This is a genomic window from Streptomyces sp. NBC_01551 (assembly GCF_026339935.1).
Taxonomy (GTDB): domain Bacteria; phylum Actinomycetota; class Actinomycetes; order Streptomycetales; family Streptomycetaceae; genus Streptomyces.
In genome coordinates, this window is sequence record NZ_JAPEPX010000001.1 from 1,363,646 (window position 1) to 1,378,271 (window position 14,626).

20 protein-coding genes are annotated in these 14,626 nt (G+C 73.1%); 3 read left to right on the plus strand and 17 right to left on the minus strand.

Annotation, left to right across the window (positions count from 1 at the left end):
• Window positions 1-85: 85 nt before the first annotated feature.
• Window positions 86-3,085 carry an excinuclease ABC subunit UvrA gene (uvrA, locus tag OG982_RS06040; protein WP_266789041.1) on the minus strand — a complete coding sequence of 1,000 codons (3,000 nt, stop codon included), beginning with the start codon at window positions 3,083-3,085 and terminating at the stop codon, window positions 86-88.
• Between the two features lie 185 nt (window positions 3,086-3,270).
• Between uvrA and OG982_RS06045 the strand changes: the two genes are divergently transcribed.
• Both OG982_RS06045 and OG982_RS06050 read left to right on the plus strand, forming a co-directional pair.
• Entirely contained in the window at window positions 3,271-3,960 is a 690-nt protein-coding gene (locus OG982_RS06045; RefSeq protein WP_266789039.1) for a maleylpyruvate isomerase family mycothiol-dependent enzyme, read from the plus strand.
• Window positions 3,961-3,969: 9 nt separating this feature from the next.
• The gene (locus OG982_RS06050; RefSeq protein ID WP_266948038.1) at window positions 3,970-4,623 is read left to right on the plus strand and encodes an MBL fold metallo-hydrolase; all 654 of its coding nucleotides are present in this window, start codon (window positions 3,970-3,972) and stop codon (window positions 4,621-4,623) included.
• Between the two features lie 121 nt (window positions 4,624-4,744).
• Here the strand turns inward: OG982_RS06050 and OG982_RS06055 are convergent, their stop codons facing one another.
• Both OG982_RS06055 and OG982_RS06060 read right to left on the minus strand, forming a co-directional pair.
• On the minus strand, window positions 4,745-5,200 hold the full coding sequence (locus tag OG982_RS06055) for a hypothetical protein (RefSeq protein ID WP_266948040.1): 456 nt from the start codon (window positions 5,198-5,200) through the stop codon (window positions 4,745-4,747).
• Window positions 5,197-6,399 (minus strand): tyrosine-type recombinase/integrase, encoded by a 1,203-nt coding sequence (locus OG982_RS06060; RefSeq protein ID WP_266948041.1) that lies wholly within the window; start codon window positions 6,397-6,399, stop codon window positions 5,197-5,199. The genes OG982_RS06055 and OG982_RS06060 overlap by 4 nt, the downstream gene beginning before the upstream one ends.
• A 191-nt stretch (window positions 6,400-6,590) precedes the next feature.
• On the opposite strand from OG982_RS06060, the gene OG982_RS06065 reads away from it, so the two are divergent.
• Entirely contained in the window at window positions 6,591-7,742 is a 1,152-nt protein-coding gene (locus OG982_RS06065) for a zinc-ribbon domain-containing protein (protein ID WP_266948043.1), read from the plus strand.
• A 749-nt stretch (window positions 7,743-8,491) separates the two neighbouring features.
• On the opposite strand, the gene OG982_RS06070 is transcribed toward OG982_RS06065, so the two are convergent.
• From OG982_RS06070 to OG982_RS06135, 14 genes are all read right to left on the minus strand, one after another.
• A complete protein-coding gene (locus OG982_RS06070; RefSeq protein ID WP_266948045.1) occupies window positions 8,492-9,013 on the minus strand; it encodes a hypothetical protein in 522 nt (173 codons plus the stop codon).
• A gap of 27 nt (window positions 9,014-9,040) precedes the next feature.
• On the minus strand, window positions 9,041-9,358 hold the full coding sequence (locus tag OG982_RS06075; RefSeq protein ID WP_266948046.1) for a hypothetical protein: 318 nt from the start codon (window positions 9,356-9,358) through the stop codon (window positions 9,041-9,043).
• Complete coding sequence (locus OG982_RS06080; RefSeq protein WP_266948047.1) at window positions 9,348-10,202, minus strand: hypothetical protein; 855 nt, start codon at window positions 10,200-10,202, stop codon at window positions 9,348-9,350. The genes OG982_RS06075 and OG982_RS06080 overlap by 11 nt, the downstream gene beginning before the upstream one ends.
• The gene (locus tag OG982_RS06085; protein ID WP_266948048.1) at window positions 10,199-10,546 is read right to left on the minus strand and encodes a hypothetical protein; all 348 of its coding nucleotides are present in this window, start codon (window positions 10,544-10,546) and stop codon (window positions 10,199-10,201) included. The genes OG982_RS06080 and OG982_RS06085 overlap by 4 nt, the downstream gene beginning before the upstream one ends.
• A complete protein-coding gene (locus OG982_RS06090) occupies window positions 10,546-10,710 on the minus strand; it encodes a hypothetical protein (RefSeq protein ID WP_266948049.1) in 165 nt (54 codons plus the stop codon). Before OG982_RS06090 ends, OG982_RS06085 begins: the two co-directional genes overlap by 1 nt.
• On the minus strand, window positions 10,707-10,949 hold the full coding sequence (locus OG982_RS06095) for a hypothetical protein (protein WP_266948050.1): 243 nt from the start codon (window positions 10,947-10,949) through the stop codon (window positions 10,707-10,709). Before OG982_RS06095 ends, OG982_RS06090 begins: the two co-directional genes overlap by 4 nt.
• The gene (locus tag OG982_RS06100) at window positions 10,946-11,305 is read right to left on the minus strand and encodes a helix-turn-helix domain-containing protein (protein WP_266948051.1); all 360 of its coding nucleotides are present in this window, start codon (window positions 11,303-11,305) and stop codon (window positions 10,946-10,948) included. The genes OG982_RS06095 and OG982_RS06100 overlap by 4 nt, the downstream gene beginning before the upstream one ends.
• A gap of 259 nt (window positions 11,306-11,564) precedes the next feature.
• Window positions 11,565-11,870: a hypothetical protein gene (locus OG982_RS06105; protein WP_266948052.1), complete on the minus strand. Its 306-nt coding sequence runs from the start codon at window positions 11,868-11,870 to the stop codon at window positions 11,565-11,567.
• Window positions 11,867-12,334 carry a hypothetical protein gene (locus OG982_RS06110; RefSeq protein ID WP_266948054.1) on the minus strand — a complete coding sequence of 156 codons (468 nt, stop codon included), beginning with the start codon at window positions 12,332-12,334 and terminating at the stop codon, window positions 11,867-11,869. Before OG982_RS06110 ends, OG982_RS06105 begins: the two co-directional genes overlap by 4 nt.
• A gap of 98 nt (window positions 12,335-12,432) precedes the next feature.
• The gene (locus tag OG982_RS06115; protein ID WP_266948056.1) at window positions 12,433-12,654 is read right to left on the minus strand and encodes a helix-turn-helix domain-containing protein; all 222 of its coding nucleotides are present in this window, start codon (window positions 12,652-12,654) and stop codon (window positions 12,433-12,435) included.
• 246 nt (window positions 12,655-12,900) lie between these two features.
• Window positions 12,901-13,275, minus strand: a complete 375-nt coding sequence (locus OG982_RS06120) for a hypothetical protein (RefSeq protein WP_266948057.1) — start codon at window positions 13,273-13,275, stop codon at window positions 12,901-12,903.
• 46 nt (window positions 13,276-13,321) lie between these two features.
• Entirely contained in the window at window positions 13,322-13,792 is a 471-nt protein-coding gene (locus OG982_RS06125; RefSeq protein WP_266948058.1) for a hypothetical protein, read from the minus strand.
• Between the two features lie 86 nt (window positions 13,793-13,878).
• Entirely contained in the window at window positions 13,879-14,142 is a 264-nt protein-coding gene (locus OG982_RS06130; protein WP_266948059.1) for a hypothetical protein, read from the minus strand.
• Window positions 14,143-14,198: 56 nt separating this feature from the next.
• Entirely contained in the window at window positions 14,199-14,621 is a 423-nt protein-coding gene (locus OG982_RS06135) for a hypothetical protein (RefSeq protein WP_266948060.1), read from the minus strand.
• Window positions 14,622-14,626: the final 5 nt, after the last annotated feature.

Consider the following 14,626-nt stretch of genomic DNA (forward strand, 5'->3'; position numbering starts at 1 on the left):
CCTCGGGCGGGGCACGGGACGGGTCCGCGCCAGACGAGAGGCCCCCGCCAAACGCCGGCAGGGGCCTCGTCACACCGGGCGGCGGCTAGGCCTTGCGGGCCCGCGCCGACGCAGTCTTCGTCGCCGGCGCCGTCTTCGTAGCCGCTGCCGTCTTCTTGGCCGCCGCCTTCTTGGCAGGGGCCGCCGTCTTCTTCACGGCGGCCTTCTTGCGCGGCGCGGGCACCGCCGCCGCGTCCGAGACCCGGTCCGCCCCCAGGATGTCCCGCAGGAACTTGCCCGTGTGGCTCGCCCCCACCGACGCGACCTGCTCCGGCGTGCCCTCGGCGACGACGAGGCCGCCCCCGTAGCCGCCCTCGGGGCCCATGTCGATGACCCAGTCCGCGGTCTTGATGACGTCCAGGTTGTGCTCGATGACGATCACCGAGTTCCCCTTGTCCACCAGCCCCGACAGCACCTTGATCAGCTTCGAGATGTCCTCGAAGTGCAGACCCGTCGTCGGCTCGTCCAGCACGTACACCGTCCGCCCCGTCGACCGCTTCTGCAGCTCGGAGGCCAGCTTCACGCGCTGCGCCTCACCGCCCGACAGCGTCGGCGCCGACTGCCCGAGCCGGACGTAACCCAGCCCGACCTCGTTCAGCGTCCGCAGGTGGCGCGAGATCGTCGGCACCGCCTCGAAGAAGTCCAGCGCCTCCTCGATCGGCATGTTCAGGACTTCCGCGATGGACTTGCCCTTGTAGTGCACCTCCAGCGTCTCCCGGTTGTACCGGTCGCCGTGGCACACCTCGCACGGGACGTACACGTCCGGCAGGAAGTTCATCTCGATCTTGATCGTGCCGTCACCGGAGCAGTTCTCGCACCGGCCGCCCTTCACGTTGAAGGAGAAGCGGCCCGGCAGATAGCCGCGCACCTTCGCCTCCATGGTCTCCGCGAAGAGCTTCCGCACGTGGTCGAAGACACCGGTGTACGTGGCCGGGTTCGACCGCGGGGTCCGCCCGATCGGCGACTGGTCGACATGCACGACCTTGTCGACCAGGTCGTCCCCGTCCACCCGCGTGTGCCGGCCCGGCACCGACCGGGCGCCGTTCAGCTCGCGCGCCAGGTGCGTGTACAGGATGTCGTTGACCAGCGTCGACTTGCCCGACCCCGATACGCCCGTCACCGCCGTCAGCACGCCCAGCGGGAACGACACGTCGATGTCCTGGAGGTTGTTCTCCCGGGCGCCATGGACGGTCAGCTTCCGCTCCCCGTTCACGGGCCGGCGGACATCCGGGATCGCGATCGAGCGCTTGCCCGACAGGTACTGGCCCGTCATCGACTCGGTGTTCTTCAGCAGCTCCTTCAGCGAGCCGCTGTGCACCACCTTGCCGCCGTGCTCACCGGCGCCGGGGCCGATGTCCACGACCCAGTCGGCCACCTTGATGGTGTCCTCGTCGTGCTCGACGACGATGAGCGTGTTGCCCATGTCCCGCAGCCGCACCAGCGTCTCGATCAGCCGGTGGTTGTCCCGCTGGTGCAGGCCGATGGAGGGCTCGTCCAGGACGTACAGCACGCCGACCAGGCCGGAGCCGATCTGCGTGGCCAGCCGGATGCGCTGCGCCTCGCCGCCCGACAGGGTGCCGGCGGCGCGGTTGAGCGAGAGGTAGTCCAGGCCGACGTCCACGAGGAAGCGCAGCCGCTCGTTGACCTCCTTCAGGACCCGCTCCGCGATCTTCTTGTCGCGGGCGTCGAGCTTGAGGCGGCCCAGGAAGTCCGCGCACTCGCTGATCGACATCGCGGCGACCTCGGCGATGGACCGCTCCATCACCGTGACCGCGAGGACGATCGGCTTGAGGCGGGTGCCCTCGCAGGTCGGGCACGGCACCTCGCGCATGTAGCCCTCGAAGCGCTCGCGGCTGGCGTCGCTCTCGGACTCCGCGTGCCGCCGCTTGACGAACGGCACGGCGCCCTCGAAGGCCGTCGTGTACGCCCGCTCCCGGCCGTACCGGTTGCGGTAGCGGACCTCGATCTGCGTCTTGTGCCCGTAGAGCAGTGCCTTGCGCGCGCGCAGCGGCAGCCCCGCCCAGGGAATGTCCGTACGGAAGCCCAGCTCCCCCGCGAGCGCGCCGATCAGCCGCTGGAAGTAGTCCTTGGTGTGACCCAGGGACCACGGGGAGACCGCGCCCTCGTCCAGGGACTTGTCCTCGTCCGGAATGATCAGCTCCGGGTCCACCTCCATGCGCGTACCGATACCGGTGCACTCGGGGCAGGCGCCGAAGGGCGAGTTGAAGGAGAAGGAGCGCGGCTCCAGCTCCTCGAAGGACAGGTCGTCGTACGGGCAGTAGAGGTGCTCGGAGAACATCCGCTCGCGCTCGGGGTCGTCCTCGGCGAGGTCGACGAAGTCCAGGATCACCATGCCGCCGGAGAGGCCGAGCGCGGTCTCCACCGAGTCGGTGAGGCGGCGCTTGGCGCTGTCCTTCACGGTGAGGCGGTCGATGACCACCTCGATCGTGTGCTTCTCCTGCTTCTTCAGCGTGGGCGGCTCGGAGAGCTGGATGGTCTCCCCGTCCACCCGCGCCCTGCTGTAGCCCTTGGTCTGGAGGTCGGCGAACAGGTCCACGAACTCGCCCTTGCGCTCGCGCACCAGCGGCGAGAGCACCTGGAAGCGGCTGCCCTCGGGCAGCGCGAGCACCTTGTCCACGATCGCCTGCGGCGACTGCCGCGAGATCGGGCGGCGGCACTCGGGGCAGTGCGGCTTGCCGATGCGGGCGAAGAGCAGACGCAGGTAGTCGTAGACCTCGGTGATGGTGCCCACGGTGGAGCGCGGGTTGCGCGAGGTCGACTTCTGGTCGATCGAGACGGCCGGCGAGAGGCCCTCGATGAAGTCGACGTCGGGCTTGTCCATCTGCCCGAGGAACTGACGGGCGTACGAGGAGAGCGACTCGACGTAGCGGCGCTGGCCCTCGGCGAAGATCGTGTCGAAGGCCAGGGAGGACTTGCCCGACCCGGAGAGTCCGGTGAAGACGATGAGTGAGTCGCGGGGCAGGTCGAGCGAGACATTCTTGAGGTTGTGCTCGCGAGCGCCACGAACGATGAGACGGTCGGTCACGCCGGTCCGCACCTTTCTTGAGAGAGCGGGGGCACGGGCCCCCGTCCCAGGGTATGGGGGGCGCCTCTGCGATGGAGAAGAGCTTGGACTTCGAGCGTATAGCACGCGCATTCGATTTACGGCACTCCACAGACGGCTTCACCCGTTCGTGTGGCGGGAGGCCGCGGCGCACTAGGCTCGGATCCATGACTGATCATGTGCACGACCTGCGATCCGTACGTGAGGCCACGGACCGACTGCTGACCGCAGTCGCGAAACTGGACAACGCGGCGCTGGCCGAGGAGTCACACCTCCCGGGCTGGACCCGCGGCCACGTCCTGGCCCACCTCGCCCGCAACGCGGACGCCCTCGTCAACGTCTTCGCCGGCCGCCCGATGTACGAGAGCGCCGAGGCCCGCGACTTCGACATCGAGCGCGACGCCCCGCGCCCGCCGGCCGTCCAGCTCGCCGACCTGCGCGCGACCCACGAGGGCTTCCTCGCCCAGACCGAGCTCGACCAGGACTGGTCGCGCACCGTCGAGCTGCGGGGCGGGGTCACCGACCTCGCCTCGAACGTGCCGTTCCGCCGGCTCATCGAGGTCGAGCTCCACCACGTCGACCTGAACATCGGCTACGCGCTCGAAGACCTCCCCGACGAGTTCACCGGCCGGGAGATCGCCTTCCTCGCCGACCGCTGGTCCGGGCGCCCCGAGGTCCCGCCGACCGCCCTGGTCGCGGCCGACGGGCGCACCTGGCGCACCGGCTCCGCCGGCGACCCGGCCGTCACCGTGTCCGGCACCGCCGCCGGGCTGCTCGGCTGGCTGGCCGGCCGCGCCGACAAGGGTGCCCGCCTGACTACCGCGGGCGGGCCCCTGCCGGCCCTCCCCCCGCTCTAGGATCAGCTCATGACGTACAGCGGAGCGGTCAAGGTCGGCGGTCCGGCCGACGTGCACGAACTCCCGGACCTGATGATTTCCAAGGTCGCGGTGGGCCCCATGAACAACAACGCGTACCTGCTGCGCTGCCGGGCCACCGACGAGCAGCTGCTGATCGACGCGGCCGCGGAGCCGGAGACCCTGCTGCGGCTCATCGGTGACGACGGCATCGCGTCGGTCGTCACCACGCACCGGCACGGCGACCACTGGGGCGCGCTCGCGGACGTCGTCGGGGCGACCGGCGCGCGCACCTACGCGGGCGCCCACGACGCCGAGGGCATCCCGGTGGCGACCGACGTCCTCGTCGCCGACGGGGACACGGTCACGGTCGGACGGGTCACCCTGACCGCCCGCCACCTGGTCGGCCACACCCCGGGCTCGATCGCCCTGATCTACGACGACCCGCACGGGCACCCGCACGTGTTCACCGGCGACTGCCTCTTCCCGGGCGGTCCTGGCCGGACCACACAGCCGGAGGAGTTCAACAGCCTCATGGACGGCCTGGAGGCCAAGCTGTTCGGTGTCCTCCCGGATGAGACGTGGGTCTATCCGGGCCACGGCAACGACACCACGCTTGGCGCCGAGCGCCCCCACCTGGCGGAGTGGCGCGCCCGCGGCTGGTGACCATACCCGGCCCCGGCATGACTGCGCCCCCGCTCCCAGCCTCGGGAACGGGGGCGCAGTCGCGTACAGCACGACCAGCCTTCCCGGCCGGCCTGGGGCGTCAGGGTTTCCGCAGGTTCCGTCAGGGTCGGCGGGTCAGGCCGGGGCGCGGTGCGGCGAGGAGGTCGCGCAGGGCCTGGTGGTCCTCGTGCCCGACGAGCGCGGCGGACAACTGCTGTGCCACCGGGTCGGAGTACGGGTGCTCCCCACGCTCGGCGGCCTGCTGACGGCGGAGGCGGACGACGTCCCACGCCCGGTCATTGGACGCGTTCACGGCGCCCGTGGCGTCCCGTGCGGCGGTGAGGGAGGCGAGGACGTCGCCCAGGGGGTGCCCGGCGACGTGCTCGCGCACCAGGGCCTCCAGGACGGCCGGGGCTGCTGGGGCGTCGTGCCGGTCGTCGTGGTGCCACTCGCACCCGTCGAGCGGGCAGGCGAGGCACGTCCACCACCGTTCGTGTCCGGAGGCGTAGTGCGGGGCCTGCCCGCGGCTGGCCTTCCACCGGCCCGCGTGTTCCGCGGCCGCGCGGGTGCTGGTCATGCGGTGGCTCCCTGCTCGGCGGTGCGGTGGGTGGTCCAGCGGGTGAGGACGTGCCGGTACAGGTCGACGGAGGCGGCCGCGTTGCGGGCCTTGATCCCCTCGTCGTCGCGCTGCCGGATGTATCCGAGGGTGGTGGCCGGGTCGGCGTGGTCGGCGAACTGCTGGATCTCCTCTAGCGGCACGCCGTCGTCGTGCATGTGCGTCAGCTTCGAGGCGCGGAGCACGTGGGGTGTGACGTCCCGGCACCGGGTGCAGGTGCGGAAGGAGTGCCGCGGCTTGTCCTGGTCCTCCTTCCGGCGGCGGCCGCGGCCGGTGTAGGCGGCGCGGCAGGTGAGGACGCGGGCCTGCCGGCCGAGGCGGGTCAGCATCTGGTCCACACTGTCCGGGTCGTACGGGCGGCCGTCGGCGCGGAGCAGCAGGCGCCCGGAGGTCCGGCCGTCAAGCACTTCGTCCAGCAGCTCGCACAGCTCGGGCGGGATGGTGAACACGCGGACCTTCCCGCCCTTGCGGGTGAGGTTCAGTCGGCAGGTGCGGCCGCGGTCCTCCAGCGCGGACAGGGTCGCGGTGCACAGCTCGGCGACGCGGCCGGCGATCGTGTACGCGAGGAGAACGACGAGTGCCTCATGGCGGTCGGCGCAGGCGTCCATGAGCCGCTGGAGCTCGTCCGCCTCCAGTACCGGTGTGGAACGGACGGCGGCGGCGGACCGGTCCACCTTCGGGCGGTCGAACCGGGTCACGAGCTTGACCGGGTGCCGGCCTTCCCGGTGCGCCCGGAAGTCGAAGAGGGATTGCAGCGAGGACAGGCGGCGATTGATGGTGCGGGCGGAGCGGCCCCGCTCCTCCTCCGACAGGCGCCAGGTGGTGAGGATGCCGGGGGTGACCGCGTCGAGGGTGAAGCGGTGCCCGTGCTCGCCGGTGACCCCGGCCCAGTGGCGGACGTCGTCGGCGTAGGCGCGCATGGTGGCCTCGCTGCTCGCCGCCTCGGACGCGAGCCAGTCCATGACGAGCCGGAACGTCTCCTCGTCGCACGCCTCGGCCAGGAGCGTGATCCGGTCGACACGGGCGCCGGTGCGTCCGGTGACGGGGTCGCGCGGGGCGACGGCGCCGAGCTGGGCGCGGATCCTCGCGTACGCGTCCTCGGCGCGGGTCGGGGCCGTCGCGAGCTGCGAACCGGGGCGTCTCGTTGGGTTGTTGACCATGCGTTAGACCGTAGCCGATAACACACGTTATCCGTGTCGTTTAAGAAATCCGACGTTCGTGCTGGCCTCCGTCCCCAGCCGGGCCCCGCGACACGGACGGAGGGCAGGGGGTGGGCTCGGCTGCGCGCGGCCCGCCGGTACGGAACGCTGCGGACTGCTGACGACCCGCCACCCCGAGACCGGAGCCGACCATGCCGCGAACCTTCCCCGTATCCCTCGCCGACGCGTTCCCGACCGTGGCCGCGACGTGGCACCCCACCCGGAACGGCTCCCTCACCCCTGACCGGGTCGGGACGGGCGGCCCGATGATGTGGTGGCTGTGCCCGGCCGGTCACGAGTGGGAGGAGACCGTGATCAGCCGCCGGTCCCTCCCGAAGTGGAAGGCCGGCGACGTCGCCGCGTGCAAGGAATGCGTCGGGTTCAAGACCCGGCGGGTGTTCCCGGGGTGCGGGTGCGTCAAGTCGGTCCGCATCGGCACCCGTGAGGCCGAGCACGCCAAGTGCTTCAACTGCCGGACCCGGGAGTTCGAGGAGAACGCCCCGAGGATCAAGGCGGAGCTGTCCGCCGCCGCGAAGGCGGCCGCCGGCCGGGCCGGGAAGCTCCTCGCCGCGGTGCGCCTGCCGGACGGCATGCCGGAGGGCCTGGCGGTGGAGTGGCGCTACTGGGCGGCGAAGCACCTCCAGTACGCCATCGCCGGGGAAAAGGTCCTCGGGAAGGCCGGCGAGACCGGCCGGGTCCTGGAGCGGGTCACCGCGGCCGCCGAGCATGCCGTCCCGTCGCTGGAAGCCTGCGCGGAGGCCGCCCTCCGGGACGGGGTGCTGAGCATCTTCGGTCGGGCCTACTGGGCCGAGGGCTGGTGGCACGCCCTGGGCGGGGAGCTTGTCCCCCTACAGCCTGCCTCGGAGTTGGAGGAGTTCACCGGGGCGTTCCGGGAGGTGCTGACGGCGTGGGCGGAGCAGTGGCCCGACGACCGCCCCGTGCCGGGCACCACGGCCGCGGTGACCCGGTCCCTGACCGTAATGCTCCGCGGGTTCCTCCAGGAGCTGGCGGAGGAGGACGGCGGGAGGGTGTACGCCGAGCTGCAAGTGCCGGTCGTCCCGGACGGCGCAGGCCGGTACGGGCGCATGGACCTGCTCGGGTGGTCGCCGAAGGGGATCCCCGCCGTGGTGGTGGAGATCGACTCACGGCCGAACCTGTCATCCGTGCAGAAGCTGACGTTCGCCCGGGACCTGGGCGCGGTGCCGGTGTGGGTGCGGTTCGGGGCCGGGCCGGTGGAGGACATCGACGGGGTGGCCGTCGTGGACGCCCGCGAGACCGTCCGGGCCCTGACGGAGCGAGGGTGACCCCGTAGAGCGGGCGGCGGCCGACTCTCGGAGGCCGGCCGCCGAGGGGGTGCCCGTGGTCCTGGTGCTCGTCGACGTCGCCGCGGCCGCGGGCTCCGGTGCTGGTCAGAGCACCCGGGAGGAGCCCGGAGCTACAGGGGGCCGGGCCGTGAGGCGTAGCCGTTGTGCAGCGTCCTGTACCCGTCCAGGTCCGTCCACTGATGTCCATGGATGTCCGCCGACCGTCCGTCACCGGTACCGTGATGGCGCGGGCACTGCCAGAGCGTCGAGGGAGACGCGGACGACTCCATTCCGGCCGAGCGTCGTCGCATTCGCGCCGCAGGTCGTGAAGGGTCCGCCCCGTGCGGGCGGGGCCAGCCCTCCGGTGTCAGCTTCTGACACGGCTCGCGCGATGTCCGCCCCGTGCGGGCGGGGCCAGCCCTGCGCTTGAAGACTTCGTTACGGCCGTTACGAAGTCCGCCCCGTGCGGGCGGGGCCAGCCGAAAAGTGCAACGGTGCTTTTCGGAAGGGCCTCGGTCCGCCCCACATGGACCCCCGCCGCGCCTCCGCGTCGGGGGTCCGGTGCGTCCGGCCCGGTCAGCGGCGGCGCCGGTCCGGTCGGGTGCCGGCCGAAGGGGCCGGGGCGGGGTCGTGGGCCCGGGTCGCCGGGCGCCTTGCGGGGTCGGGGTGGAGACGCTCGATGGTGGCCCAGCCTCCGGCCCGGGTGAAGAACTCGTCAGCGTGCATCCAGCGCCGGGCCGGAGCGGCGGTCACCGGGCGGCCTCGGCGACCGCGGCCACCTGGTCCGTGACGTCGTCGCCCACGGTGAGGGCGGCGAGGACCTGACCGACGACCGTCCCCGGCTCGTACACCAGGACGCGGAGCGCCCCAGACGGGATGGAGGGTCCGGGGAACACGGCCAGGCCGACGTCTTCGAGCACCTGGAGGTGCGTACGCACCTGGTGCCCGGCCTCGGGGTCCCGCTGTGCGGCGGCGGCGTCCTGCCGCATCGTCTCCCCGACGCGGCGCCGTACCACGTCGGCGCCCAGGGTCAGGAAGCCGCCGTGCGCGTCGACCTCCTCGGCGAGCAGCTGCGCGGGGTCGGCCGTGTTGCGGGTGCCGACGCTGGAGCGGCGCCCGCATCGCTGCTGGAGCACGACGGCGGTGTCTGTCAGGGCACCCGCGTTGACGCCGCCCTGTTCGGGCCGGGCCGTCGCGAGGAGGTCGGCGAGGAGGTCCGCCGTGCTGGCGGACTGGCGGGCCTGCTGCGCGGTCTGGGTCTTGGTCGACATGTGGGGTGTCCTCTCGGGTGGGGGTGATCAGGTTCGGGGGGAGTCGGCGGTGAGGCAGTGGTCACAGGTGCGGAGCAGGATCTCCAAGCCGCCCGCGCGGGCCTGCGTGATGCCGGGGCGCGCTATGCCGTCGCACAGCAGGCACCAGGGCGTCAGCAGGAGGTCCCCGAGCGGGCGGTGTCCGCAGTCCACGCACCACGTGCCGGCCGACGGGGCGGCGGCCGACACGTAGATGGCTCCGACGTGCCCGCAGCACCCGGCGGTGCGTGCCTCCGCGGCGGCCTGCACGGCTCGCTCGCGCACGGCCGCGCCGAGGATGACGGTCCAGATGCGTTCACCGGCCACGGCGCCGCCCGGCCTGGTGCTCCTCGGCGCGCGCGAGGAGCTCGGCGGCCGTCGTGCCGGGGTGCACCCAGTCCTCTGCCTCCATCGCGAACGACTCGGCGGCGGCGGACCGGTGCGGGGTGTGGAACTCGCGGAGCCACGCGGCGTACGTCGAGGCGTCGCGCAGGCGCACGGTCTCGTCCCCCAGGTGCGCCAACTCGTGCCGCATGATCGCGTCGAGGTCCTGTGCAGCCTCGACGGGGTCGACGGTGATCCGGGCCCACAGCTCCCCCGCCGGACTCCGGAGGATCTCCGTACGGCCGCGGTCGCCGCCGCAGGCACCGGGCCTGACGTCGAGGCAGACGAGCGGCCCGGCCGCGGTCAGCGCCCGCGCGAGGCGCTCCCACCGATGCGAGTTCAGGCCGGGGTGCAGGTTCGCCCACCGCCAGCCGCCGGACGCCGCGAACCGGAGGGCACCCGGCGGGGCGTCAGGGGGCGTCAGGGCAGCGCGCGCGGTCTCCCGGGCCTTCCGGACCGCCCCCACGTTCAACGGCCGCGTACGGGCCGCCTCCGGCCGTGTGCGGGGCGCCGGGGCCTTCGGGGCCGGGGTGCCGGTGCGGGCGGCCTGGAGGGCAGCACGGGCCGCGCGGAGGTCCAGCGGCGGCCGGTCCCGCTCGCGCTCGGCGGCCTGCGCCTGGAGGACGTTCTCGAAGCGGCGGGAGTCGGCTCCGTCCCGCATCCACATCCGGGTTCGGCCGGACCCGCGCCATGCCGGGTCGATGCGGGCGAGGTGCGCCGCGTGGTCGCGGTCGGCTGGGTTGCGGGTCGCGTAGTCCCGGGCCGCGGCGAGGAACTCCGCGTTCACCGGGGACCGTCCGGGGTCCGGGCGATCATGCGCATGAGGTCCTCGGCGGTGACCTCGCCGTGGCCGGTGTCCTTCGCCGACGACGTCAGGCCGAGCAGGTCGGCTTGACGGTCGAGGAGCCGGACCGCGATGCCGGCCGAAGCGGTGTCACCCGCCATGGCGCGTGGCCAGACCCGGGCGAGGAGGAGTTCGAGCCGGGCGTTCATCAGGGTTCGCCGTTCCGCCTCCGTGGTGTCGGCGGCGTCCATGAGCGCGCCGAGGGTGGCCAGCTCGGGGAGCGGGGGGAGGTCGGTCGAGGAGGCGCACGCCTCCAGGCGGGACAGTCGGGCCGGGATCTTGGACATCATCGGTTCCTCTCGGGAGGGGTGGGGAACAGCAGGGGGCCGACGAGCGCGGCGGCCTCCTCGGGGGTCAGGGTGGCGAGGAGCGCGAGCACCTCGGCTCCGAGCCGGGCGGCTTCGGCGCGGCGCCGCTCCAGGTGCTCCAGGCGGGTGCGGAAGCGGGTCACGTCAGGGCCGTCCCGTCGACACCGGGCAGCACGTACGTGACGGCCCCGGCCGGAGTGATGGCGGTGAGCGTGAACTCCGTGCCGGCCTGCCGGGCGTAGGTCCGGTGCGGGCCGCTGTCGGAGCCGGGGGCGACGGGCTCGCCGTAGCGGCGCCGCTCCTCGGCGGAGTCGTACGGGGGCCGGGTCGAGGCGACGACGCGTTCCAGCCGGGCGAGGCGGGCGAGGAGGCGCCGGGTCACCGCTGCGCCCCGTCCACGCACGCGGCGGCGGCCTCCAGGATCGCGAGGCGCTCCTCCAACTCGACGTGCTCGGCGATGCGCGGGAGCGCAGCGAGGATGCCCAGGGCGGCGCGGACGCGGACCGGCTCCGGGGCGTTGACGTCCCGGATCGTGGCGGCGAGGTAGGCGACGGCGGAGCGGGCGGTGACCTCCAGGGCGCGCAGGGTCTCCGTCAGCGCGGTGCGCCGGGCGTCCTGGACCTCCTCGGCGAAGGCGGGGTCATCGAGCCAGCGGCGGACGGTCCGGCCGGTCACGCCGATGTCCCGGCCCACGGCCTCCGTCGGGACGCCCCGGGCGAGGAGCTCGACGGCGCGCACGCGTTGCCCAGCTAGGACACGTTTGGACATTGCTGTGCCTCCGGGTGCTGGTCGGTGGTGCCGGTCATGGCGTTGGTCCTGGTCAATGGCGTGTGGTCATCGGCGGGTTCTGGCGGGCGTGCCGGGCGACGGTGTCCGGGTGCTCCCCCGGGCTGGACATTGCGGCGGCGGATTGGGCCGGTTTGGGCCGGTGTTGGCTGGGAGGTGCTGGACGTTCCCGGACGCTGGTGGACGCTCCTGGACATTCCGGGGGCGTGGTCTACAGGTCGGGGTACCGGTCGATGACTCCCTCCGTCTCCAGCACGTGGATGTGGTCGAGGGCCTGGAGGCGCTCCCCGTGGGTCATCCGTGCCACGGCGTCCCAGACGTACAGCGGTGCGCCGTCGTCCTCCTCGCCGGTGAGGTAGGGGCGGGTCAGCACCTCCAGGTGCTCCAGGGCGGCCCGTACGCGGGCGGTCGCCTCCTGCTCCGCGGCGAGGGTGTCGAGGACGGCCTCCACGGTCTCCAGGGAGTAGGAGGTCAGGGCGTCGGCGGTGAAGGCGTCGGCGGTCAGTCGGTCGGTCATCGGGTGCTCCTGGTCGGGTCGGTGAGGGTTCGGCCGGCACGGATCGCGGCGCGGACGATGGCGGCCTGCGCAGCGGGGTCAGTGGCCGGAGGTGCGGCCTGCCGGTAGGCGCAGGCGGCGCACATCGGCAGGCGTAGCCGGTCGTGGAGGTGGACGACCGTGCCGGCCTCCTGTCCGCGGGCGCCGCAGACGTAGCAGGGGGTGCGCAGGGCGCGGCGGGGTAGCCGGCGGATCCGGGCGCTAAGGACGGCCGGGTACGAGCGGACCGGTATCACCGGGGCCTCGGTGAGGCGGGCGGCGAGGGCGTCGTCCAGGAGCCAGCCGCGGGTTCGGGCGCGGTGGGTCAGGAGCGGGGCGAGGCCCTGCGCGGCGGCCGGGTCGGGTGTCCAGGGGGCGGGCAGCGAGAGGAGGAACCCGGCGGGGTCGGCGGGGCGGCTGGAGGGACGTCGGGCAGCGGACGGCACTCTGACCTCCTTAGGTCGGTGCTCTGTCCGTCCGGCCCATAACCAGCGACGGGGCGCCGGGCTGTACCGCCCGGCGGTGAATCGATTCTGCGGTGGGGTCAGATGGCGGGGGCGTCGTCGGAGGCCGGCGCGGGGGTCTCGGTGTCGAGGATGGAGCGGTGGACGCGGATCGCGGTCCCGGTCGGGCCGATCCTCTTCACGCGGAGTTCGGGGTGCGTGGCGGCCCAGCGGCGGACCGTGCGCGGCGACACCTGGAGCTCGGCGGCGACTTGACTGCACGTGAGCCACTCGGGGCCGAGGGCGGCGGGGGGTTGGGGCACGGGGTCCTCCGGAGGGTGCTGCCGGACATGGCGCACCATTGTGGCACGTGGTGACCTGACGGTGACGGTCCGTGATCCGGGGAAGGTGGTTCGACCGAAACGCCTTCCCGGTCGAACCGTTCCGTCCCGGAACGCAAAAAGGCCCCGGCCGCCTCCTCCCGGGGTGGGAGAGGGCGGCCGGGGCCTGGCCGTGCTGGTGGTGCGGGAAGGGCCGCCGCGGGGCCGGCGGCCCGGGAGTGGGTCAGGTCACCAGACGGCGGCGTCGTAGGACGCGCGGACGTACGCTCGCAACTCCTCGTGCGTCGCCTGGACGCCAGGCACCGTCAGCCCGGCCGGAACAAGCCAGGGGTGCGCGCGGTCGTGGCCGGCGAGGAGCCAGAACGACTCCTCCGCCTGCGCCCGGGATGTTGCCGCGCCGAACAGGCCGCCGGCCGCCACGCGATCCGCCTGAGCTGCGCGGCGCAGCAGATATGCGCGCAGCTCCTCGGGGTCGTTCTGCTCCCCGGCGAGGGTCTGAGCCAGGAACCGGGAGGACAGCGTCAGGAGTTCGTGGGCCTCGGTAAGGAGGTCGGGGGCGTAGCGGTAGATGCGGGCGGGGTCGAGGGCGGAGAGGTCACTCACGGGCGCTCCTGGTGGGCGGTGACGGGCGGGTGCGGGTGAGGGGCGATCATCGGCCGGGCCCGGCGGTGACGACTGCGGCCGCCGCGATCCATGCCCGGTGCCATGCCTGGTCGAGGAGCGGCCCGGCGCCCGGGTCCCGCTTCAACCACTTCGTCTTGCCGGAGCGGTGGGCGAAGCGGACCAGGGCCGGGGCCTCGTCGCCGTCCTCGCGCCAGTGGCCGGCGCACCTGTCGGCGACGTAGTGCGTGACGGCGGAGACGGCGAGGCCGGCCGCCGCGCGCCGCCAGTCGAGGCGCAGCCCGAGGTACCTCCCGGCGACCCCGAGGGCCAGGGCCTGCGTCGCGGTGTACGAGGCGACATGGCGGAGGCACGCGGCCCTCCCTGCGTGGCCCGCGTGGCCCTTGGCGCCTGCATCGGCGTCCTGCTGCACCCAGTAGTCCCCGGCCTCGTGAGCGGCCGTCAGGGGGGCGTACGCGGCGGCGAAGCGGGCGGCGGCGTCGGTGGTCGTGCTGGTCATGGCTTGCTCCTCGTGGTCGTGTGCAAGGCAAAGGGCGGGCCCGTGATGCCGGGCCCGCCCTCGGGGTGGGGTTGTGCGGTGCGGGGTCAGTCCGGGGACCGCCGGGATTTCCACAGGTTTTGGACAGCGCCGAGCTGGAACACCCAGGAACCCGATTCCGGGTTCTGCCACTCGTGCTCGATGTAGACGTAATAGCTGGTGCGCAGCACGCCGATTGCCTGGAGGCATCCCGAGCGGTCGCCTGTCACCTCGATCTGCACGATCGAGCTGTGGTTGCAGGCCGTGGTGCGCTCGTGGTCGCCCAGGGCGCCGCAGTTGCACGGCGCCTCGATGCTGATCGGCTCGTCCATGGCCTCATGAAAGCGCAGACGGGCCCGCCAGCACAGGAGTTGGCGGGCCGTCCGTGTCAGTGGGCGGCGCGTAGCAGGAGGTCCAGGACCGGCCCGGCCCACGTCTGGGCGTTGTTGAAGCGGGGCAGGTCGTGCGGGTCGCGGGTGCCGAGCGTGGTCATGAGCTGTGCCTCGGCGGCGCGGACTTCGCGTTTCCAGACGGCCGGGTCGTAGGGGAGGGCCGCGGCCTGGACGGATCCGAGGAGGCACAGGCCGTTGCGGTCGCAGAGCGTGCCGCGGGTCCACCCGTACCGGATGATCAGCTCGCGGGCGGTGCGCAGCGTACGGCGGACGGTCGGCTCCGGGTAGCCGGTGGGGCCGGCGGCGTACACCGCCTCGACCTCCGCGGCCAGGGCCTGAACCGCCCGGGGGTCCGGCCGGAGGGAGCCCGGCCGGAGGGGCGCCGTACGGGGCACGGCACCCTCCAGGTTTCTGATCATGACTG